We start from the raw sequence: 21502 nt of genomic DNA, 5'->3' as shown, positions 1-21502 counted from the left end.
GATAAGCGTATGCGCCATCCACCATTATTGCGGCGGGTGGCGCATACGCTTACCCGCCCTACTTCAGATTATTTTGCGCGCTCGGCGTTATAACAGGTTAAATCCACTTCCACTTTGCAATCCACCACCAGGTCAGCGACGCAGCAGACGCGGGCGGGCGGATGGTCGGAGAAGAATTCGCTGAACACCTTGTTGAACGACTGGAAATAGCGCGCATCGGTCAAATACACCTTTACGTGCACCACGTCCGCAAGCGTGTAGCCCGCGCTTTCCATGATATCGACGCAGTTCTGAATCGCGAGGCGCGACTGCTCGATAATGCCGCCTTCCACCACCTCGCCGTCTTTCATCGGCGTTTGCCCGGACACGTAAAGCCAGCCGCCCGCTTCCACCGCTTTGGCAAACGGCAGGTGCTGCCCGCCGGTCCCGGTGCTGCCACCTACTCCGTAACGTTTAATGCTCATTGTTGCTCCTTATTGAGGTGACTGGCGCGTAGCTCATCCACCCCAGGGTTCGAATGTGTAGGTCGGATAAGCAACGCGCCATCCGACAAAAACCTATCGGCGCAGGAATCGCCCGGCGCGCCCGATAACCTGTTTATCACGGCCGTAGCTCATCACGCCATTGACCATTACCGCTTCGATGCCCGCCGCGGGCTGCTGCGGGTCGCTGAAGCTCGCCACGTCGCGCACCGTTTCCGGGTCGAAAAGCACTAAATCCGCATAGTAGCCGCATTTAACCAGGCCCCGCTCCGGTAGCTGGAAGCGCGCCGCCGACATTCCCGTCATTTTGTGAACCGCAACGGTGAGCGGGAACAGCTTCTCGTCGCGGCTGTAATGCCCCAGCACGCGGGGGAACGCGCCCCACAGGCGCGGATGCGGCATCGGGTCGTTCGGCAGGCCGTCGGAACCGACCATCGTCACCGGGTAGCTCAACACGCGCCGCACGTCCTGCTCGTCCATGTTGTAGTAAATCGCCCCGGCGGGCATCAGTAATTTTCCGGCATCTGGAAGCGACATCGACCAGCTCTCCGCGATCTGCGCAAGCGACCGCCCGGCGACCTCCGGATGCGGCTCCGACCAGGTAATAATGATGTCGAATTCGTCGGTGATCTGCTTCATGTCCAGCGTGGACGAGCTTGCCGAGTACGGGTAGCAGTCGCAGGAAACGTCCTGCTGCTCGCGCACCTTGTCGAACAGCTTCAGCGTTTCTACCGTGCGGCCCCAGTTCTTCGCCCCGGCGCATTTATGGTGCGAGACAACCACCGGAATGTTGCCGTGGCGGCCGATGCGAAACGCCTCGTCGAGCGCCTCCAGAATCGGCTCAAACTCGGAGCGCAGATGGGTGGTGTAAATGCCCTTCTCTGCGGCTAATTCTTCCGCCAGCGCCATCACCTCTTCGGTGGATGAGTGGAAAGCGGTGCCGTACGCAAGGCCAGTGCTGAGGCCCAGCGCGCCCTGCTGCAAAGCGAGCTTAAGCTGGCCGCGCATCCCGGCAATTTCTTCGTCCGTCGCGGTGCGGAACAGGTCGTCCATATGGTTGTTGCGCAGCGCGGTGTGGCCGATAAGCGTGCCGACGTTAATCGCCGGGCGGGCCTGCTCAACCGCCGCGGCGTAGGCGGCAACCGTCGGATAAACAAAGTGTTCCACGTCGCCGAGTAAATTCATCGGGTCCGGGACGCTGCCCTTCATGGTGGCCGTCGCCGCGCTGATGCCGCAGTTGCCGACGATGACCGTCGTGATCCCCTGGCTGATTTTCGGCAGGTACTCCGGCATGCGAATAACGTTGATGTCGTCGTGGGTGTGGACATCGATAAAACCGGGTGCCAGCACGCGGCCCGCGCCGTCGATTTCATGCTGCGCCCCGCCGCTAATCGCCGGGGCAATTTCCACAATGCGATCGCCCTGAATCGCGACGTCGGCGCGGTATTCCGGGCCGCCGCTGCCGTCAATCACCGTGACATTCCTGAACAGATAGTCGAACTTCATGTGTTCCATACCCCCGTTGTGTTCTGGGCTAAAGTTAACCATTTACAAGCGATAAAAACAGTGGAAGACTACGCAAAATGCATACGAATTTCTGATACTTTTATTCATCAATTCGATAACAATGAATATATATCGTTTATTTTCATTGAATTACAAAAGATACCCACTCTGAAAGAATAGATAATCGCAAAGGAATTATGTTATGAAATACCAAGAAAGTAACCTCGTTCCGCATAAATCTGCCCCTCTTTTCACCCCGGCGAATATCCTCAATGAAGACGTTTGTCTGCCCGCCGCGGTCATCAAAAAGGCCGCGCTGGAAAACAACATTCAGTGGATGCAGCGCTACGCCGATACGCGCGGCGTATCCCTCGCCCCGCACGGCAAAACCACCATGACACCGTGGATCTTTCAGCAGCAGCAAAAGGCCGGCGCCTGGGCGGTGGGCGTCGGCAGCGCGTGGCAGGCGAGCATCGCGATGGCAAGCGGCGTGAAGCGCGTACTGATGGTTAACCAGCTGGTCGGCAAAGCGAACATGCAGCTGGTTTCCCGTCTCAAAAACGAATATCAAGGCGTCGACTACCTGTGCTGCGTGGACAGCGTCGCCAACGCAAAAACGCTTTCCGCCTTCTTTAGCACGCAGGGCCAGACGCTCGATATTCTGATTGAGCTGGGCGTGCCGGGCGGGCGCTGCGGCTGTCGCACCGCCGAACAGGCGCTGGCGCTGGCCGAAGAAATTTCCGGTCTACCGGGCCTGCGCCTGCGCGGGCTGGAGCTGTACGAAGGCGTGCTGCACGGTGAAAACCCGCAGCCAAAGGTGGAAGCGCTGCTGCGCGATGCCGCAGAACTTGCCTGCCGGCTTGAACATTATGTCGAAGGGGAGTTTATTCTCACCGGCGCGGGTTCCGTCTGGTACGACGTGGTATGCAACGTCTGGCTGGAGGCGAACAAACCGGCCGACTGCCGCGTGGTCATTCGCCCCGGCTGCTACATCACCCACGACGCGGGTATCTATCAGGAAGCGCAGGACGAGCTGATGGCCCGTGACAAGGTAGCCTGTGATCTAGGCGGCGATCTGGTTTCCGCGCTGGAGCTGGTAGCGATGGTGCAGTCGGTGCCGGAAAGCGACCGCGCGATTGTGAACTTCGGCAAGCGCGACAGCGCCTTCGACGCGGGCCTACCGCAGCCGGTGGCGCATTACCGCCAGGGCAAAGCGCTGGCGAACCCGGCGCAGGCCATCACAACCACCGGCATTATGGACCAGCACGCGATGCTGAAGCTGGAACAGGGAACGGACGTGCAGGTGGGCGACATTCTGGTGTTCAGCACCTCCCACCCGTGCCTGACCTTTGACAAGTGGAAGGCGCTGCACCTGGTGGACGAGAACTACAACGTGCTCGAAACCTTAGAGACGGCTTTTTAAGCTAAAAACGGTGGATGGCGCTGGCGCTTATCCACCCTACGACTCTGGATGCGGTGGCCGTTGGTTAACCGGTGGATGGCGCTGGCGCTTATCCACCCTACGTTCGCGGACAAACGTAGGTCGGGTAAGGCGTAGCCGCCACCCGACACTATCCCGCCCAACACCCTACACCCGACACCTGCCCGACAACCCTCACACCCCTGCCAACACCTTCGCCTGCTCCTCTTCGCGCTGCTGCTGCTCGGTCTCCAGCATCTTCTTCTCATAGACCTTGAAGAACGGGTAATAGATCGCAAGCGAGATAAAGAAGCAGACGAACACCAGCCCGCAGGCTATCAGGTTCCAGTTGGTGGTGATCAGCGCCCCCAGCGGAGCCGGGATGGTAAACGGCGGCTTCACCATCATGCGCGGGATCAGCCCGCTGATGGTAAACAGGTACACCACCACGGTATTCACCATCGGCGCGAGGATAAACGGCACCGCCAGAATCGGGTTCATGACGATCGGCGCGCCGAAAATCATCGGCTCGTTGATGTTAAACAGCCCCGGAATAAACGACAGTTTCCCCAGCGATTTCAGATAGGCGGCCTTCGAGCGGATAAACAGCACCACGAGCGCCAGCGTCGAGCCGGTGCCGCCCATCTGCGCGTACCACTGGAAGAACTGCTCGGTGAAGATATTCGGCAGCTCGTAGGCGCTGGTGCCCGCCTGGAACAGCTCCATATTCTGCACGATCGCCTGATCCCACAGCGGGCGGATCAGCGGCCCCATCACCGCGTGGCCGTGGATCCCAAACACCCAAAACAGATCGATAAAGAACTGCGTGACGATGCCGCCAAACAGGTTGGTGCCGGTCATAAAGCCTTTCAGCGGCATAATAATAAAGCTGATGATGGCGTTGATATCGACGTTCAGGAAGTGGCGCGGGATCCAGAAGATCAGCACCACCGCAAGCGTCGGGAACAGCGCTGAAAACGAACTCGCTACCACCGGCGGCACGCCCTCTGGCATCCTGATTTCGATATTTCGTACTTTAATAAAGCGGTAAATCTCAATGGCAATCAGCGAGGAGATAATCGCCCCAAATAACCCCTGTGAGCTGAGCGAGGTAATGGGAATATAGCGCCCGGAAACCGCCTCCCCGGCTACGGTCATTCCCTCTTTAATATTGACCGGCACAATCATCAGCAGCGTCGCTAACATCGCCAGCAGCCCGCTGGTGATATCGTTCAGCTTGTAGCTTTTCCCCAAAAATGACCCGATGGTAAACGCGGCGTAAAGCGACATTAGGCCAACGGTAAACCGAAAGGGAACGTCCAGCATATCGCGGTACGGCGCGATAAAGTCCATATACCCTTTAATCGGAATATTGAGCAAAATAACGAAAAACGATCCGACGATGGTCAGCGGTAAAATAGAAATAAGCCCGTTGCGAATCGCCTGCATATGCCGCTGGTTGCCAATGGCATTCGCCACCGGCAGCATCTTTTCGGCCAGTCTTTCAAAGTAAGACATGCTATGCCTCCTCGAAGCCGTTATTTTCAATCACCTTGCGGAACCACAGGCCGGATTTTTTCAGCGCGCGCTGCTGGGTTGCTAAATCCAGGCGATAGAAGCCGTAGCGGTTTTTATAGGCGTTCTGCCACGACCAGCAGTCGATAAACGTCCACATGTGGTAGCCCTGACAGTTGCTGCCGTCGGCCATCGCCTGGTGCAAATAGCCAAGGTGTTCTTTCAGAAACTCGATACGGTAATCGTCCTGCACCTGGCCGTTTTCCATAAACTGCTCTTCGTCGGAAATACCGATGCCGTTTTCCGAAACAAACCAGGGTAAATTGCCGTAGCGCTCTTTCACCACCATCGCAATGTCATAAAGCGCGGCAGGATAAATCTCAATGCCCCGCGAGGTATTCATCCTGCGTCCCGGCATAATGTATTCCTCGAAGAAGCGTTCCGGCACAAAACCGTGCGGCTCGTCCAGAATGCTTTCACGTGCCTTAACGCGGCGCGGGCGATAGTAATTTATTCCCAGCAAATCGATGCGCGTATTCGCGATAAGCTCGCAGTCGCCGGGCAGGCTTTTTGGCAGCTGGTCGTGTTCTTTCAGAATGGCGATCAGTTCATCCGGATACCGCCCCAATAAAATAGGCTCGTTTATGCTGCGGGTATAAAAGAGATCGGCCATGGCCGCAGCCTGTAAATCTTCGGGCGTATCGCTGCGCGGATAGACCGGAATAACATCCATAATGATGCCGATCTGCCCCTCAATATTCAGCTCGCGCCAGGCGGCAACGGCTTTACAGTGTGCCAGCACGATGTGGTGTAATACCTGCGCAGCACGGCGGAAATTCGTCACGTAGGGATAGTGGCGAGGGTGTAAATAACCCGCTTCGGCAGGAATGAGCGGCTCGTTAAAGGTGAACCAATAGCGCACGCGGTCGCCAAATAATTCGTAGCAAATGCGCGCATAGCGGGCAAAGGCGTCAACTACGTCGCGGTTTTCAAAACCGCCCTTTTCCTGCAACGCCATCGGCATATCGAAATGATACAGGTTGATAAAAGGCTCGATACCCTGCGCGTGGAGCTCGTCAATCACCGCGTTATAAAACTCTACCGCCTGCGGGTTAATTCCCCCGTCGCCGTCTGGAATTAAGCGCGACCAGGAAATGGAGGTACGAAACGAATTCAGGCCAATATCTTTGGCGCGCTGAATGTCTTCCCGATAATGTCGGTAAAACGTCGAGGTATCGTCCGACGTCACGCCCTGATGAAAACGCTCATTAAACTGGTGTGAGGCATAGTCCCAGATATTTTCACCTTTGCCATCCCCCGGTTCATGCCCTTCAGACTGCGTTGCGCTGGTGGCCGTACCCCACCAAAAATTATCAGGAAAACGGTATTTCATGGCTCGCCCTTATTGTGATTGTTGTAATAAAGACAGGGCATGATCCAGCACCTTATCGCCCTGCATCGAGCCGTACTGCATCATATCGATAGCCGCCACCGGCACCCCGTGCGGCTCAGCGGATTTGGTTAAGCTCTGAAGCTGAAATTTCACCTGCGGGCCGAGCAAAATAACATCCGCCTCGGTAATAATTTGCTCAAAATCAGACACCGGCACCGCGGCGATCTCCACTTCAATATTGCGACTGGCGGCGGACTTTTTCATTCTTTCCACTAACATGCTGGTAGACATACCGGCAGCACAGCATAAAAAGATTTTCTTCATCACAACTCCCTGGCGTATTAAAAGTAGTTACCCGCAAGGCGCGGCAAATATATTCTGGGTAGTGACGGAAAAAGCGGCAAGTGAGGGGCAACACAGAATTGGTTTTAATGCGTGGTACTTTTCAAGGCATTAATGATACATGCGACTTTTAACGATAATAAACAGCAGCATAGCCCTGTTACTCGCGGTAGAAATAAGGGCATTCCTTCGCCCATTTATCGCGGTATTTATAAATTACCGACCCCGCCGTCAATAAGTAATTCGCTGCCGACCATAAAAACGGATTCGTCGGAAGCGAGATAAACGGCGGCCTTTGCCAGCTCCAGGGCGGTTCCCAGGCGGCCAATCGGCACCAGGGCGCGGATTTCGTCGCGCAGCGCCTCCTCTGAAGCCCCGTTGCCCAGCTTGCCAAGCGCTGGCGTTTCCGTAGGCCCAGGGCTAAGCCCGTTTACGCGTATACCTTTCGGGTGAAGCTCGCCGGAAAGCGTTCTCGCAAGCGAGAGAATCGCGGCCTTGCTCGCGGCATAAACGCTGCTTTGCGGCAGCCCGATGCGAGCGCTCACCGACCCGCAAACAATCACCGAAGAGGGGTTGGCAAGCAGCGGGAGCAGCGCCTGAATCAGAAAGAACGGCCCCTTAAGATTGGTGTTCATCACCCTGTCGTAGCTGCTTTCATCCCACTCTTCGACAGGATGATGGGTGACGTCCCCGGCGTTGATGTAAAGCACGTCGAGGCGCGGCCACAGCTGCGCAAGTTGCCCGGCAAGCTCCCGCTGCTGGCCGATATCGCCCGCTTCGCTGTGAATAATATGCACATCCCCCAGCGCTTCTTTTGCCTGCTGCAACCCTTGCTGGCTGCGCCCGGTAATCGCGACGGTCGCCCCTTCGGCGATAAACTGCCGCGCCGTTTCAAGCCCGATACCGCTGGTGCCGCCGGTAATTAACGCGAACTTGCCTTCTAATCTGCCCATTTTGCTCACCTCTTTTTTGACTGGTCAGGGCATTATTTGCGCTATAGTATCCTTTGGATAGTAGGCACCATTTGGATACTAAAGAACCGAATGGGATGCATTGACGCCCCATAAGGAAAACCATGAACAAAAATATTTCAGCGCTGCCGGAAGCGGGACTGAGCTGCCCGATGGTGAGCTTTGTAAACCTGATATCCGGCAAATGGGCGATCCCCATCCTCTACCGGCTGATTGTGATTGATGAACCCGTCCGCTTCAGCGACCTACAGCGCGCGGTGCACCCCATCACGCAAAAAGAGCTGACGCGCCAGCTCAGGCAGTTTGAATCGCGAGGCCTGGTGACAAGGCAGGTATTCGCCGAGGTGCCGCCGAGGGTGGAATACCAGATTACGGAATTAGGAAAATCGCTGCGGCCAACGCTTGATTCACTGGCGGAGTGGATGCGGGTGAATGCGCCGAATTTCATCACATCAATGGATTAAGATGAAATTCGGCAAAAGATAATTAAGTTAAAACGATGATGCAGGTATTTAAAACTGTTTTATAAGCCAGCTTTTGCATAATTCGGAGAGCGAGGGCCGTAAAGCATACTGCCATTCGGACCCGCAGCCAGCAGCCGCACGCTGGTGACAGCCGCAACGTCATGGGCTTTATCCAGCGCGGTGTTCGCAATCTGGTTAATCGCAGCCGTAATGAGAATGCCTAAAATTCCGCCGCCAGAGTTGGACTGCTGTTCGGTTGATGACGCGGTTGCGCTACCCGTCCATAATTCTTTGCCACTGCGAGCATCAACAAGGCGTGCAGAAGCCGAAACGCGAGTATCGCTATCAATAACCTGGTATGAGGTGCCATAGTCGGTAATATTCAAATACATGACCGCATCGGCGCCGAATATTTGCTGAAGCTTTTTCAGGCTGACAGAATTGATGTCTCCTGCATTTGTTAAGCCATTTTGCTTGAATGTCTCTTCAACAACGGCAACCGGGAAAACATAATAACCCGCTTCGGCCAACGGGAATGTCACCTCAGAAATAAAGCTGTGGCTTGCGCTAACATCAGGCGAACTGTTTTGCGGCAGTAAAACAAGGATACTCCGCGGCTTGCTTTCTTTGAATGCCGAATAATCGTATACAGCATTTTTTTTGGCGCAACCGCTCATGAGCAGCGCCATGGCGAGAGTCATAATAGTAATGAGTGATTTCATTTAAGACTTCCTTTGTCTTTTTTAGTCAGAAAATCAATATATACCGTAGATTCCGGGAAGAGCTTTTTCTCGGTGTTAAATTCTGCCATGGCCGAATCCATCTGCCCCGTATTGCTGTACAGCAAGCCTAACTGTGCGTGGACTCCAGGCGGTACGGGCTGCGACGTGGCTCGTGATTTTTCAACCAGCTTTTGCAGCGAAGCTATTTGCTCTGCGGGGCTGGTGTCGTTTTTATAGTATTGGTACAGCGTATCCTGGTAGCCGTCCCACTGATAAATAGGTTTCGGTGCAGTCTTACAACCGACAAGCAGGACGGATAAAACGCCCAGAAAAATAATGTGCTTCCCTTTCATAACATCTTCCCTTTATTAATTTGCAGCCGGATTCCATGCATGGCTATCAATACCGTTAACCAGATTATTCACGGCTTCACGAATTGCCAGATCTAATACTTTTCCGTTAAGCGTGGAGTCATAGCTCGCCGTTCCGCCAAAACCAATAATCTCGCGATTAGATAACGCATATTCCCCAGCGCCTTGAGCTGAGAAAATAACTTCTGACGTTTTAACATTCACCACGTTTAAAGCGACTTTCGCGTAAGCGACCTGCGTTTTCCCACGGCCCAGAATACCAAACAAAGCCCTGTCACCGGTTTCTTTACGACCAAATTCGGTCACATCGCCGGTGATAACATAGGTCGCACCTTTTAACTGCTGCTGATTACCGCTGATGCCCGCCTCGTTCTTTAACTCTTCCATGTTAGCGCGGTCCATGACATTGAAACGCCCGGTCTGCTGCAAATGCGTCATCAGTATCGTCTTAGACTGATTCCCCAAACGGTCAACGCCGTCTGAGAAAATGCCATTCATATAGCTGGAGCGGTTATCAAACTTTCCGATACTGACCGGGCTTTTCGGACCACTGTAATCGGTACGATAGGAAGCTACTTTTTCTACTTCCAATGAACGAGATGATTCTGAAGCGCAGCCGCTCATCAAGAACGAGCTTGCAACTGCCATCGCGACAACGATTTTACGCATGACGATATAATCCTTATGGCAAAGAGATCCTGTTTAATAATCATTGATTATGATTACCGGCAACTTTTATATAATTCACATGAATGCTTTATATATAAAACATTTCAAGTTATTTCTTATAACACGAGAAATATTAAAACTTAAGCTTTAATGGTTCAAGCTGACCTCCAATAAAATCTCACTTCCGTGATTAATGGAAGATAGCGTGCTGTGATATTAACTTTCGGAAATAAATATATTTAATGAATGATATTTGATTCATATATTGTTTTGGTGATTGATATTAGAGGTAACTGGTGTTGGCTGGTTTTATCGGGAAAAAGCAGGTGATTTTTTCCAATGGTGCAGTTAAAACCGCCATTACCTGCAAAGATGCCGCTCTGCTAAATAACGCTGTCGTACTCCGACCGCATTTTGTCCCTGCTGAAACTGACTCCGCCCGAGCCCGTCATCGTCCCGAACGTAAAGCTCCCGCCGCCGCTCACGCCGGACTGTTTGCTGTCGTAGCGGTCGCTGTCCTGCTGGTTACTGATGGTCAGGTCGCCGCCCATGCCTGCCACGACTTTATTACCGCTGAGCTGCGCCCCGGCAAGCGTCGTGTCATCTCCGCTGGTGAGGGTCACCTGCCGTCCGGCATCCAGCGTGGCTTCGTTATGCGTGGTGCCGCTGCCGCTCTCGTTGCCTTTCGCGCTGTTGCCGCTGGCGGAAATGCTGATGCCCATCCCGCCCGACCCGACGCCAACGCCCACACCCAGCGAGCCGCCGCTGCTGCTGTTATCGCCTTCAAGCAGCTGGCTGTTCTGGGAAGAAATCAGGTTGATATCGTCTGCGGCGTTCAGCACCACGTCCTGCCCGGCCTTGATCTGGCTGCCGATGGCGGTGATGTCGCCACCGGTTGCCGTGATGGCGACGTTATCCCCCGCCGTGAGCGTGCTGCCCGCCGCCTTGTTCTGCTCGCTGTGCGAGCGGGACTCAGACGACTGCGACCCGATGGAGGCGCTGATGCCGATGGTGTTGCTGTTCGCCGGGTCACCCCCGTTCGCAGCGTCAAGCTGGAGTGCCTGGCTCGCCTGATAGCCCGACATTGCCGCCTGGGTACCTTTCAGCGCCGCCAGCCTGTCATCGCTTTCACTACTGGCAGCCTGTGCCGCCGAGACCGCGCTGTTTACCGCCGCGCCCGCTGCACCCGCTCCCGCACTGCGGCCCTGCAGCTCTGCCACCACGCCGCCAAGAAGGGCGTGAGCAACGGCGTTGGCCGCCCTGTTATCCTCCCCCACCTGTTTCTTTATCTGCTGCGTCATATAAGGCGCCGTGCCGCCCGCTATCGCCGCAGCAATATCCCCGCACGCCAGCCCCTGCAGGACGCCCGTTGCGGCCTGAAGCCCGCACTGGATATCGCTTCCGGTGCCCCACTTCCTCTGAGTTTCCTTATAGCTGGCGGTTTCCTTCAGCGCAGTATTGTAATCAGCCCACTCCTGCTCTGACGCACCTTTTTCCGGCTCCTTTATGTTCTTCGCCGCCAGCTCCGCCTTGCCCGCGTTTATCGACCGGATTTGCCCTTCCGTCCGGGCAATATCCATCGCCTGGCTGCCCAGCTCGCCAATCGTCTGTACTGTCTCCAGCCGCTTTTGCTCTTTCTCCTTGTCGAAAATCGGGCTAAGGATTCCGGCTCATTGGCCGGGATTTTTTGTTTATTATTGGTGGCAATTAAATTTTTGCCTTGCTTCATTTAAGCTAGGGAAATTGGCTCCGCCGGAAAAATCTGGATCAGCCGATTGAACAGGATCATCTTCCCATCCGCAGACAGGACATATTTCATAACAACCAAGCTCATCTATAGTTCTATTTCCGCAACACGGGCAAGGGTAAGCTTCATTATTTGTCATTGTTTGTTCCAATATTCGAGGCCTTTCTGTGGTTTAAACATTGTACGAGGTACACCATTTATGTCTTTTGAAGCAAATACATTAGTTGCTGGATTGTAATAGAGTGTATCTCCATTAGGTCTGGTTTTAGTCAAAGTGCCCACTGGCGGAGTAGTAACAAAATTATGCGTTGCATCAACGTACTGCTTCGCATTCAGATACTCAGGAAATTCAGACTTATGCTTATTCCAGTGCCCGTATGCATTGGGTACAGGCTTATCTTTCTTCGTTTCAGTCCAAATTTGAGTATCTTTAGATTTTCCACCCTTTGCGCCGCCTTTGGGTAGTTCAACCTCTCCATCTGAGTCAAGTACCCCAATACTCTCCATCAATGGATTAATACTGATAGGTTTTACCGGACGTAGCCCAAGTTTTTTCTCCTCATCACGGCTCAGCGCATTATTCTCAACCGCATTCTTCCCGGCCTGCGCGCCCGCAATCGCGCCCGCGGTATCGCCACCGGCCAGCCCACCCGCCAGCCCTGCTGCCATCGTCGACAGCGCGGAGATATTCTGCTTCTGCTCCTCCGTCAGGTCTTCACGCTTCACGCCAGGATAGAGCTGCTGCGCGATGAGCTCCCCCGTTGCCGCGCCCGCAGCACCCGCTCCTGCGCTGCGGCCCTGCAGCTCTGCCACCACGCCGCCAAGAATGGCGTGAGCAACGGCATTGGCTGCCCTGTTCTCCTCCCCGACCTGTTTCTTTATCTGCTGCGCCAGATACGGCGCCGCGCCGCCCGCTATCGCCGCAGCAATATCTCCACCCGCCAGCCCCTGGAGGACGCCCGTTGCGGCCTGAAGCCCGCGCTGGATATCGCTCCCGGTGCCCCACTTCCTCTGAGTTTCCTTATAGCTGGCGGTTTCCTTCAGCGCAGTATTGTAATCAGCCCACTCCTGCTCTGACGCACCTTTTTCCGGCTCCTTTATGTTCTTCGCCGCCAGCTCCGCCTTGCCCGCGTTTATCGACCGGATCTGCCCTTCCGTGCGGGCAATATCCATCGCCTGGCTGCCCAGCTCGCCAATCGTCTGTGCTGTCTCCAGCCGCTTTTGCTCTTTCTCCTTGTCGAAAATCGGACTGATGCTGCCGTTCGCGTTCTCCACGTCGCGGCTCAGGCTGGCAATATCCTGCTGCTGGTTTTCCTTATCCCGGAGGGTGATACCGCCGTCAGATATCGCCGCCTTCGTCGTGCCTTCCGCATCACCGCTGCCGCCCAGGCCCGCCAGCATGTTGGTCGCCATATTTCCCATAAACTGGTCGGCAATATTTCCGCCGCTGCTGATGCTCGCACCGCTGTGGCTGACGTCGTATTCCGCCCTGTTATGGATGTCGTTCCAGCCCAGCGTCCCGGTATCAAGACCATTTTTCTCTGCGCCTGCCGTGGACGCTATCACCCCGCCATCCAGCTGCGTATGATTACCAACGGTGATGTCAAAACCGCCGTCGCCCGCAAAGATGCCGCTCTGTTCGATAACGCTGTCGTACTCCGACCGCATCCTGTCCCTGCTGAAACTGACTCCGCCCGAGCCCGTCATCGTCCCGAACGTGAAGCTTCCCCCGCCGCTCACCCCGGTCTGTTTGCTGTCGTAGCGGTCGCTGTCCTGCAGGCTGCTGATGGTCAGGTCGCCGCCCACGTCCGCCACGACTTTATTACCGCTGACCTGCGCCCCGGCAAGCGTCGTGTCATCTCCGCTGGTGAGGGTCACCTGCCGTCCGGCATCCAGCGTGGTTTCGTTATGCGTGGTGCCGTTGCCGCTCTCGTTGCCTTTCGTGCTGTTGCCGCTGGCGGAAATGCTGATGCCCATCCCGCCCGACCCGACGCCAACGCCCACACCCAGCGAGCCGCCGCTGCTGCTGTTATCGCCTTCAAGCAGCTGGCTGTTCTGGGAAGAAATCAGGTTGATATCGTCTGCGGCGTTCAGCACCACGTCCTGCCCGGCCTTGATCTGGCTGCCGATGGCGGTGATGTCGCCACCGGTTGCCGTGATGGCGACGTTATCGCCTGCCGTGAGCGTGCTGCCCGCTGCCGTGTTCTGCTCGCTGTGCGAGCGGGACTCAGACGACTGCGACCCGATGGAGGCGCTGATGCCGATGGTGTTGCTGTTCGCCGGGTCACCCCCGTTCGCAGCGTCAAGCTGGAGTGCCTGGCTCGCCTGATAGCCCGACATTGCCGCCTGGGTACCTTTCAGCGCCGCCAGCCTGTCATCGCTTTCACTACTGGCAGCCTGTGCCGCCGAGACCGCGCTGTTTACCGCCGCGCCCGCTGCACCGGACAGCGCCAGCGTCAGCCCGCTGGTTTTCTGCTCGAAGGACTCATCGTGCGTGCGCTGGTCACGCCCCGGCTCGATCGACACGCTGTCGCCACGGATGGACAGGTCTTTTCCGGCAACCACGTCCGCACCGCCAATGTGCACCTGCTTGCCCGCGTTAATGCTGACGTCACCGCCCGTTGAGCCTACAGTGCTGAAGCTCTGGCTCTGAGTCGTGCCGTCGTCATTCATCTCGTAGCGCGATTTGCTGGTGCCGATGGTGACGCCAATGGCACCGCCGCTGAACATGCCGCTCTTTTTCTTCTCCTTAAAGCGGTACGTTGAGTCAGTGTTGGTGGCGGCAAAAATGTCGATATTATTGCCCGCGTTCAGCGCCACATCGCCGTCGCCCACAACTGCTGAGCCTTCCACCAGAAGATTGTTTCCTGCAGCCAGCGCCACGTTATCCCCGCTCAGCAGTGTGCCCGCTTCCCGTATCGCGCTGTCTTCCTCAATCGTGTGCGTGGTGGTCTTCTTCATGAAGCCTTTTTTGGTCTTCGTCTCTTCCTTGAAGCGGTAGTCGCTTTCCGTCGCGGTGGACAGGCTGATGTCGTTTCCTGCGGCAATGCCGATGTCACCGCTGGCGGTGATCCGTGCTGCCTGGCTTAAGACGTCCCGACCGGCGACAATCGTCGTATCCCCGCCGCTGGCGATTTCCGTGCCCTGCTGGCGCACCGATTCGTTGATTTCGACCTTTCTCTTGGCGCGGTAGCTGTCGCCTTCGGTGGTTTCTTCTGCCAGCAGGTTGACGTCGCGTCCTGCCTGCATCGCCACGTTGCCTTCTGCCGCCATCCCCGCCGCCCGGCTGTTGATGTCATTGCCTGCGGCCAGCGTCATATCACCGCCGCTGCTCAGCGTGGTGCGCGCAACGTCGGTACTGTGCGATTCGCTCTTGCCCCGGCTCGCGCTTTCGCGCGTATCGGCCGCGTTCAGGTTCAGGTCATTGCCCGCGATCAGCGTGGTATTTTTACCGGCGTTGACCTGGCTTGCCTGAACCGTCAGGTCATTGCCTGCCTGCATGCCGATACTGCCGCCCGCTGAAATCGTGCTGCCGCTGTGGGTCACGGATTCATTGCTGAACGCTTCGCGGCCACGGAAGCCGGACTGGCTGTAGCTGTCGGTTATCTGGTTGGAAGCAATGGCGATATCACCCCACGCGTTCATCAGCAGGTTGCCCCCCGCTGATACGTTCGCGCCGGTGATGTTTATGTTTTCCCCGGCAGACAGGCTTAGGGAGTCCTGCGCGGAGATGCCCGCCACCGGCCCGCTCAGCGTATCGGTGAAACTGACCGCCTGACCCGCTCTCCCGGCGCCGCCCGCCGCCTGCCACAGTTCGGTCTGCGTGATGTTGTTGATATTGCCGAAGCTTTCCAACTGCACCGTTTTGCCGGAAATCTGCGAGCCGATGTTGTTGATATCTCCCAGCGCGCCCAGCTGCAGGCTGCCGCCCGCGTTGATAAGCCCGGCGTTCAGGTTGCTGATGCTGTTCTGACCGTCTAGCACCAGGTCGTTACGCGCGGTTATCGTGCTGCCGCCGTTGGTGATATTGCCGCCCGCAAGCTGAACGTTATTGCCGGAAATGACGCTCCCGCCGTTCACGGTCACGTCTTTCGGCGAGAGGTACACTTTAGGGATCATTACCGTCTGGCCGTTTACCGTGGCGGCCTCCCACCACAGGATGCTCTGGTCGAGCGCGGCAATCTGCGCGCCGGTCAGGGCGATACCGAACGTCAGGCCCAGCGGCTGTTGCGCATTGGCCGCGTTGTCCATCAGATACTGCATCTGCGCCAGATCGGATCCCAGGCCGTTGATGTAGCGGCTGCCGGTCTGGTTCAGCACGTAGTTGCTGACGTAACGCGTGTCGAACGCCGCATCGCCCAGGAAGCGGTAGTCGTATTCCGGGTGCAGGTTCAGTCTTTCGAGGAAATAGGATGAGCCGATAAAGCTGTTTTCATCGGTAAAGTTTGTGTTCGTTTCCCGGGGCGCTGCGCCGGGCGTGATGCCCATCAGGGCATAGAGATCGCCAAACAGGCTCTGGTCGAGCGCACCTAGCCCGTTGAGTTTTGGGTTGGTGGTGATGAGATACGGGCTGTTCGGATCGGTAGAGGTGATGAAATAGCCGTTCTGCCCGGCGGGGATCGGGTAGGCGCTGGTGTCCACGCCGTGGGCCTGCCGCCCTGCCCCGTCCTGAATGCTGGCTCCCTGAGCCGTGGTATCTCGTAAAGCCGTGCCTTCACCGGCTTGCAGATCCGCAGGGTTACCGGTTATTTGTTGCAGCGCTTCCTGGAGCCTATCGTTCCATTCCGGGGAGTTGACCGCTAGGCTATCCGCTCCGCTAAGGCTTTGTTTTTGCGTTATGTCACCAATGCTCTGTCTGCTAAGCGGACTGAGCGTTGGGGCGCTAATAGTAGGGCTGATTCCGCCAGTATTTGCCGTGGTAGAAGTGTTGCTTATATCGTTAGTGAAATTGGCGGAGATGTTGCCGCCTGCTTGAATTACGGAGCGGTATATTCCGCCGTCACTACTTTCTTTACGGACTTGTCCCGTAGTGACGAAATATATCGAATTCGAGCCACCCGTGCCGTTCTGAGAAGTTATGCTCGATTCTGTTGCGTACTTATCACTCCCATATAAATATGTCAGATAACGAGTTTCCGTACTTTCAAACCACGACTGGTTAATAAGTGTATTACCGCTGAGAAACGCATTATTCGTCGCCAGAATATGACTGGCATTATTTTCCAACACGTCTGAACTGAGCAGAACATCGCGACCTGAAGATATGCGTGCTGCTGGCGAGCCGTCACTATTCACAGTCACCTGTGAACGGGAAATAGCAAACTCTAGTCCAGGGCTATTCCTATACGGTGCAGGTCGAGACCAGTAAGCGCCAGCACAGGAGTTAGCACACCCGGTAGCAGCACGGTAATAACCATAATCATAATTAATGCTGTCCAGATAGCTGAGAGGAACATCGGCATCTATCGACGTAAGCCATGAATATGTTGAAGTAAGATCTGTCTCTTCGCTTACGCTTGCGCTAAGCCCAGCCCGTTCATTCAGCAAATGCCCGGTATTAACCGTTATATCCCCGCGCTGTGTCTCAATCGTCCCGGAAGTATTGACCACTTCCGCATTGGCATTGCCTGCCATATCGCGCTGCAGCCACAGGCTGTTGCCTGCAAGAATATCGCCACGGTTATTTTTTATACTGTCTGCCAGCAGGTACATATTGTTCCCGGCATACAGCAGCGCGGTGTTGATGAGGCTGCCGACCGCATTGAGGGTCAGATTGCCCGCCGAGCCCGTAAAGCCGTTGACCAGAATATTTCCGCGGCTGTTGATCGTTACGTCGCCGCCCGCCTGCAGCGTCCCTTCGGCGTTCAGCTCAATGCTGCTGCCGGAAAGCGTGCCTGCCCCTGCGCCCGTGGCAATCTGCCCTTTATTAGCGAGTGCGCCGCCCGCGTTCAGGTTTATCGCCTGGCCCTGCATTACGCTCTGGTTAGTGATGGCTCCGCCACTGGTGATAGAAAGCGTATCGCCCGCCGCCAGCACGTTTTTGCCGGTGAAGGCGTTCGTCAGATTCAGGGTCAGGTTACCGAGCGCCACCACTTGGCCGATGGCATCAAACCCGGTGCTGTTGAGCAGCAAATTGCCGCCGCTGAACAGTTTACCGCTGGCCTGATGATTCACCCGATCTGCGCTAATGCTCAGGGTTTCGCGGCCCATCAGCGTGCCGCCGTTAGCCAGCTGCCGATAGTTCACCGCCAGATTTATCCCCTGGACGGTGCCGCCGTTAGTGAGCGTATTGCCGGTCAGCGTCGCCTGCCGTTCAGCAAGCCAGGTGCCGTTGTTCACCGCCGCTGATGCGTTCAGCACCAGCTTGTTTGCCTGTATCCAGCCGCTGTTAACTAACGAGGCGGTATCGAGTGTGAAATCCGCGCCGGATATCAGGCGGCCATCATTGCGGGCCGAGCTGGCAGCGTTAACGCGCGTGGAGCCGCCGCCCTGGATAAGGCCGTAGTTGAGCAGTTCGGGCGTGGTGATGTTGAGGGTTTTCTGGCTAAGGATTGAGCCTGTGCCGCCGTTGTTCAGCGCTCCGTTCAGGTTGAGGATTAACGCGTTATCACCCTGCAGGCGACCGCTGTTGGTCAGCGCGCCGCTGGTGACGTCGAGTTCGCTGGCCTGTATTCGCCCACCGTTATCGATGGAGGCAGCGCTGAGGGTGAGCCTGCCGCCGCTCAGCAGCGTTTTGTCCTGCTGTTGGGTGAAGGCGCCGTTCAGCGCAAGGGTAAGCCCTTCCACACCGCTTATCTCACCGGCATTGTTCAGCGAGCCGCCTTTAAGGCTAAGATTTTTCGCCAGCCACTGGCCGCCGTTGGTCAGGCTCAGCGCCTGAATCGCGGCGCTGCCGTTCGCGGTGATTTTGCTTCTCTCACCGGAGGTGAAGCTGTCCGAGAGCGTCAGGGTTAGCGCATCCGCGCTCTGAATCGCACCCTCGTTATGCAGTTGGCGGGCGCTCAGCAGCACGCGCTGCCCCTGCCAGGTGCCGGTGTTGATGATATTGCCGCCGTTGACCGTCAGCGTTCCGCCGGTCAGCATCTGTCCGCCGTTGGCCAGTTCCAGCAGCGGAGCCGCCATCAACAGGCGGCCTGCAAGGGTTTGCTGTGCCCCAAGCGTTAAGGATTGCAGCCCGATAGCCGTACCGGCGTTGGTTATTTTGGCCTGGCTGAGGGTCAGGTTTTGGCCCTGAATCGCTCCACCGTTACGGAGCGTATTCCCCGCAAGACGCATGTCGCCTTCACTGAGTAATGAACCGCTGTTATCCAGGGTCTGCGCGCCAATGTGCGTATTCCCTTCGCTTAAAATATCCCCGGTATTGGTAAGCCCGCCGGACACCTCCGCCGTGAGCGAATCAAGCCCAAGCAGCGAGCCGCCGTTTTGCCAGTTGTCCGCCATGATAGCGGTCTGTACGCCCTGTACGGTGCCGTTTGTGGAAAGCTGCTTCGCAGAAAGCGCCAGCTCGCCGCCGCTTAACAGCCTGCCGTCGATTAGGTTATCAAACCGCTGGCTTTCGATACTGACGCCGTCCGTTCCCTGCATGACTCCGCTGTTGGTCACCGAGCCTGCGCGCGCGCTCAACTTATCCGCCGCCAGCACGCCCCCGTTGTTCAACTCGCTCTGCAGGTTAAAGACCAAACTGTCCGCAAATACGTTGCCCTGATTAGCAAACCGTTCACCGGCCAGCGTAAAGGCGTCATTCGCCTGTAATAAACCGGCGTTATTGGACCGTGCTGCCGTCAGGTCGAACGCGCCGCCGCTGATGATTTGCCCGGTTTTCAGGTTGCTAAAGGTGGGGGTATACAGCTCCAGGGAATGGCTGCCCTGAATCAGGCCGCCGTTGACCAAGTCTCCGTGGAATGTGACCGCAGCGCCCGCGAGAAAGCCCTGATTATTCAGCGAGGCGGCGGATAGGTTTACCCCCTGCTGCCCGAGGATTTTGCCGCTGTTGGTCAGGCTGTCGCCCACGCGCAGCGTAGCGTTTTGTTCGCTCAGCGCATTGCCGGTGTTAGTCCACTCGCCGGCCGTCAGGCTGAGGGCTTTTCCCTGCGCTAGTCCAGCGTTATTCAGGGTATCCGCCCTGATATTCAGCTCGCCGCCGCTAAGCATATTCCCCTGGTTATCAGCGTTCTTCGCTGCCAGAGAAAGAGCTTTATCCCCCTGTAAATTGCCTTTGTTGATGAAGCTATCGGCGTTAAGCGTCAGGCGATCTGCAACGATCTGACCGGCGTTATCCAGCGTCTGTCCGTTAAACCCTACTGATTTTTTACCCAGCAGCAGGCCGCCCTGCTGGTTAACCAGGCTTGCGGCAGCAAACGTCAGGTTTACGCCGTTAAGCTCCCCGCTGTTGACCAGCGAACTGCCGCTGAAAAGCAGATCGCCGTCGGTGGCGATCAGACCGGCGTTATCGATCGTCGGGATCTCAAGCCTGAGGTTTTGCTCGCTGTAGATATTGCCGCCGGACAGGTTGTCGAGCCATGCAGAGGAAATATTCAGCGCCCGGTTGCCCTGCAGGAGGCCGCTGTTGGTTAGCTTTTTCCCGGCAATCGTCAGTTCAGGCGCAACCAGCATGCCATCGTTATTCAGGCTGTCCGCGCTAAGCGAAATCGCCGCCGCGTTGCTTTTACCGCCGTGGGTGAGATCGTCCGCCTTCACGGCTAATCTGCCGACCGCAAGCTGCGTACCCGCAAGCTGAGCCTGGGCTGCGGTGATGCTGAGATCGCGTCCGCTCTGTAATTCGCCGTTATTGGTGAGCCGCGTCGCGCGTAGCGTAGCGTTGCCCTGAGCCGTCAATGCGCTGTTGTTTAACAGCTTTTCAGCCTGAGCCGAAAGTTCTTTACCGGCGCTAACCTGCCCGCCGTCTACCGTTAGCGCGTTCTGGCCGACGAGGATGATATTGCCCTCCGCTTTATGCGCGCCCGTCAGCGCCAGATCCTGGCCGCTCGCCGTTAAATTGCCGTTGGCAACGCTGTTTTTAACGCTAAGTTTGCCGTTCGCATCAAGCGTAATGTCACCCTGCCGGGCGTTAAGATTGCCGAGGTTAACCCCCACGCCTTTTTCACTGGAGATCAGGCGAATGCGGTTGGCGTACATGCCGCCAAGCGCGCCGGTATCTACCGCTACTTGAGGAGCCGGGCCTTCTCCGGCGATGGCCGTGACGCCGCCGCTGGCCGTTACCCGGTTAGCGCCGGTGACCACTTTCAGGTCTTTTGCATGGATGTCGGCGTTGATTTCGGTGGCGCGGGAGATAATCGACAGCGCGTCCGACTGGCCCGCGTTCAGGCCCTGGCCTTCAACCGTAATGGTGCCTTTGGTTACGTCCAGCGAACGTAAATTGCCCTGCGCGTCGAACGCCGGTTTGCCGGTGGTGAGCGTGGCGTTTGGGGTGTTGATGAAGCCGCAGCCGTTACAGGTGATGCCATACGGGTTGGCGACCATCACATTCGCCGCTTTGCCCGCCACCTCGGTGTAGCCCTGCAGCTGCGAACGGTTGCCGCCGGTAACTTCGTTAATGATGCCCCGCGCTTCGCCGCCCGCCTTCAGGTTAGGGTTGTTCTGGATAAGCCCGCCGAGCTGCGTCTGATTAAGCTGCCCGGTGGCGTTGTTAAGGATTATCCCTTCGCGACCGACGTTGTAATCCTTGAACTGATTATGGGAAATCCCCGCCCCGTTCGGCGTGGCGATATTGACCACCGGTACGCCGTTGGCGGCTTTGTCCATTTGCGTGGCGCTGCCTGCGGGAGTCGTAGCGGCAAACGCCGGTAACACGGGCTGACCGGCGATTAGCAGGCAGATAAGGTAGCTGAGCTGGCGCTGTGCAAAACGAACGGGCTGCTGGCGATTATCCATAATCATTTT

General features: G+C 56.6%; 13 protein-coding genes and 1 pseudogene. 2 read left to right on the top strand and 12 right to left on the bottom strand.

The window, feature by feature from the left end; all coding sequences use genetic code 11:
- Positions 1 to 68 precede the first annotated feature (68 nt).
- Together ACSPHG_RS01990 and ACSPHG_RS01985 are read right to left on the bottom strand one after the other, a co-directional pair.
- Positions 69 to 464 carry a RidA family protein gene (locus ACSPHG_RS01990; RefSeq protein ID WP_435951804.1) on the bottom strand — a complete coding sequence of 132 codons (396 nt, stop codon included), beginning with the start codon at positions 462 to 464 and terminating at the stop codon, positions 69 to 71.
- A gap of 93 nt (positions 465 to 557) precedes the next feature.
- Complete coding sequence (locus tag ACSPHG_RS01985; RefSeq protein ID WP_435951803.1) at positions 558 to 1988, bottom strand: N-acyl-D-amino-acid deacylase family protein; 1431 nt, start codon at positions 1986 to 1988, stop codon at positions 558 to 560.
- A gap of 202 nt (positions 1989 to 2190) precedes the next feature.
- Here ACSPHG_RS01985 and ACSPHG_RS01980 point away from each other — a divergent pair, with 202 nt between their 5' ends.
- Positions 2191 to 3411, top strand: coding sequence for an amino acid deaminase (locus tag ACSPHG_RS01980; protein WP_435951802.1), 1221 nt, complete (start codon positions 2191 to 2193; stop codon positions 3409 to 3411).
- A gap of 192 nt (positions 3412 to 3603) precedes the next feature.
- Here ACSPHG_RS01980 and ACSPHG_RS01975 read toward each other — a convergent pair whose 3' ends face one another.
- The 4 genes from ACSPHG_RS01975 to ACSPHG_RS01960 form a co-directional block, all read right to left on the bottom strand.
- On the bottom strand, positions 3604 to 4926 hold the full coding sequence (locus ACSPHG_RS01975) for a PTS sugar transporter subunit IIC (RefSeq protein WP_435951801.1): 1323 nt from the start codon (positions 4924 to 4926) through the stop codon (positions 3604 to 3606).
- A 1-nt stretch (position 4927) separates the two neighbouring features.
- On the bottom strand, positions 4928 to 6316 hold the full coding sequence (locus ACSPHG_RS01970; RefSeq protein ID WP_435951800.1) for a glycoside hydrolase family 1 protein: 1389 nt from the start codon (positions 6314 to 6316) through the stop codon (positions 4928 to 4930).
- A 9-nt stretch (positions 6317 to 6325) separates the two neighbouring features.
- Complete coding sequence (locus ACSPHG_RS01965) at positions 6326 to 6640, bottom strand: PTS sugar transporter subunit IIB (RefSeq protein WP_435951799.1); 315 nt, start codon at positions 6638 to 6640, stop codon at positions 6326 to 6328.
- 227 nt (positions 6641 to 6867) lie between these two features.
- Positions 6868 to 7611, bottom strand: a complete 744-nt coding sequence (locus tag ACSPHG_RS01960) for an SDR family oxidoreductase (RefSeq protein ID WP_435951798.1) — start codon at positions 7609 to 7611, stop codon at positions 6868 to 6870.
- A gap of 122 nt (positions 7612 to 7733) precedes the next feature.
- Between ACSPHG_RS01960 and ACSPHG_RS01955 the strand changes: the two genes are divergently transcribed.
- Positions 7734 to 8093: a winged helix-turn-helix transcriptional regulator gene (locus ACSPHG_RS01955; protein ID WP_435951797.1), complete on the top strand. Its 360-nt coding sequence runs from the start codon at positions 7734 to 7736 to the stop codon at positions 8091 to 8093.
- 59 nt (positions 8094 to 8152) lie between these two features.
- Here the strand turns inward: ACSPHG_RS01955 and ACSPHG_RS01950 are convergent, their stop codons facing one another.
- The 6 genes and pseudogenes from ACSPHG_RS01950 to ACSPHG_RS01925 form a co-directional block, all read right to left on the bottom strand.
- Entirely contained in the window at positions 8153 to 8815 is a 663-nt protein-coding gene (locus ACSPHG_RS01950) for a DUF799 domain-containing protein (RefSeq protein ID WP_435951796.1), read from the bottom strand.
- On the bottom strand, positions 8812 to 9168 hold the full coding sequence (locus ACSPHG_RS01945) for a DUF4810 domain-containing protein (RefSeq protein WP_435951795.1): 357 nt from the start codon (positions 9166 to 9168) through the stop codon (positions 8812 to 8814). Before ACSPHG_RS01945 ends, ACSPHG_RS01950 begins: the two co-directional genes overlap by 4 nt.
- Positions 9169 to 9183: 15 nt before the next feature.
- Complete coding sequence (locus ACSPHG_RS01940; protein WP_435951794.1) at positions 9184 to 9855, bottom strand: CsgG/HfaB family protein; 672 nt, start codon at positions 9853 to 9855, stop codon at positions 9184 to 9186.
- 386 nt (positions 9856 to 10241) lie between these two features.
- Positions 10242 to 11516: pseudogene (locus ACSPHG_RS01935) on the bottom strand (hemagglutinin repeat-containing protein); the annotation flags it as partial.
- A gap of 33 nt (positions 11517 to 11549) precedes the next feature.
- A complete protein-coding gene (locus ACSPHG_RS01930) occupies positions 11550 to 11741 on the bottom strand; it encodes a CPCC family cysteine-rich protein (protein ID WP_435951792.1) in 192 nt (63 codons plus the stop codon).
- Positions 11738 to 21493, bottom strand: a complete 9756-nt coding sequence (locus ACSPHG_RS01925) for a hemagglutinin repeat-containing protein (RefSeq protein ID WP_435951791.1) — start codon at positions 21491 to 21493, stop codon at positions 11738 to 11740. Before ACSPHG_RS01925 ends, ACSPHG_RS01930 begins: the two co-directional genes overlap by 4 nt.
- Positions 21494 to 21502: the final 9 nt, after the last annotated feature.

The sequence above is a fragment of the Dryocola baronae genome (genome assembly GCF_051297175.1).
In the GTDB taxonomy this organism is placed as follows: domain Bacteria; phylum Pseudomonadota; class Gammaproteobacteria; order Enterobacterales; family Enterobacteriaceae; genus Dryocola.
This window is presented reverse-complemented; position numbering and strand designations above follow the sequence as displayed.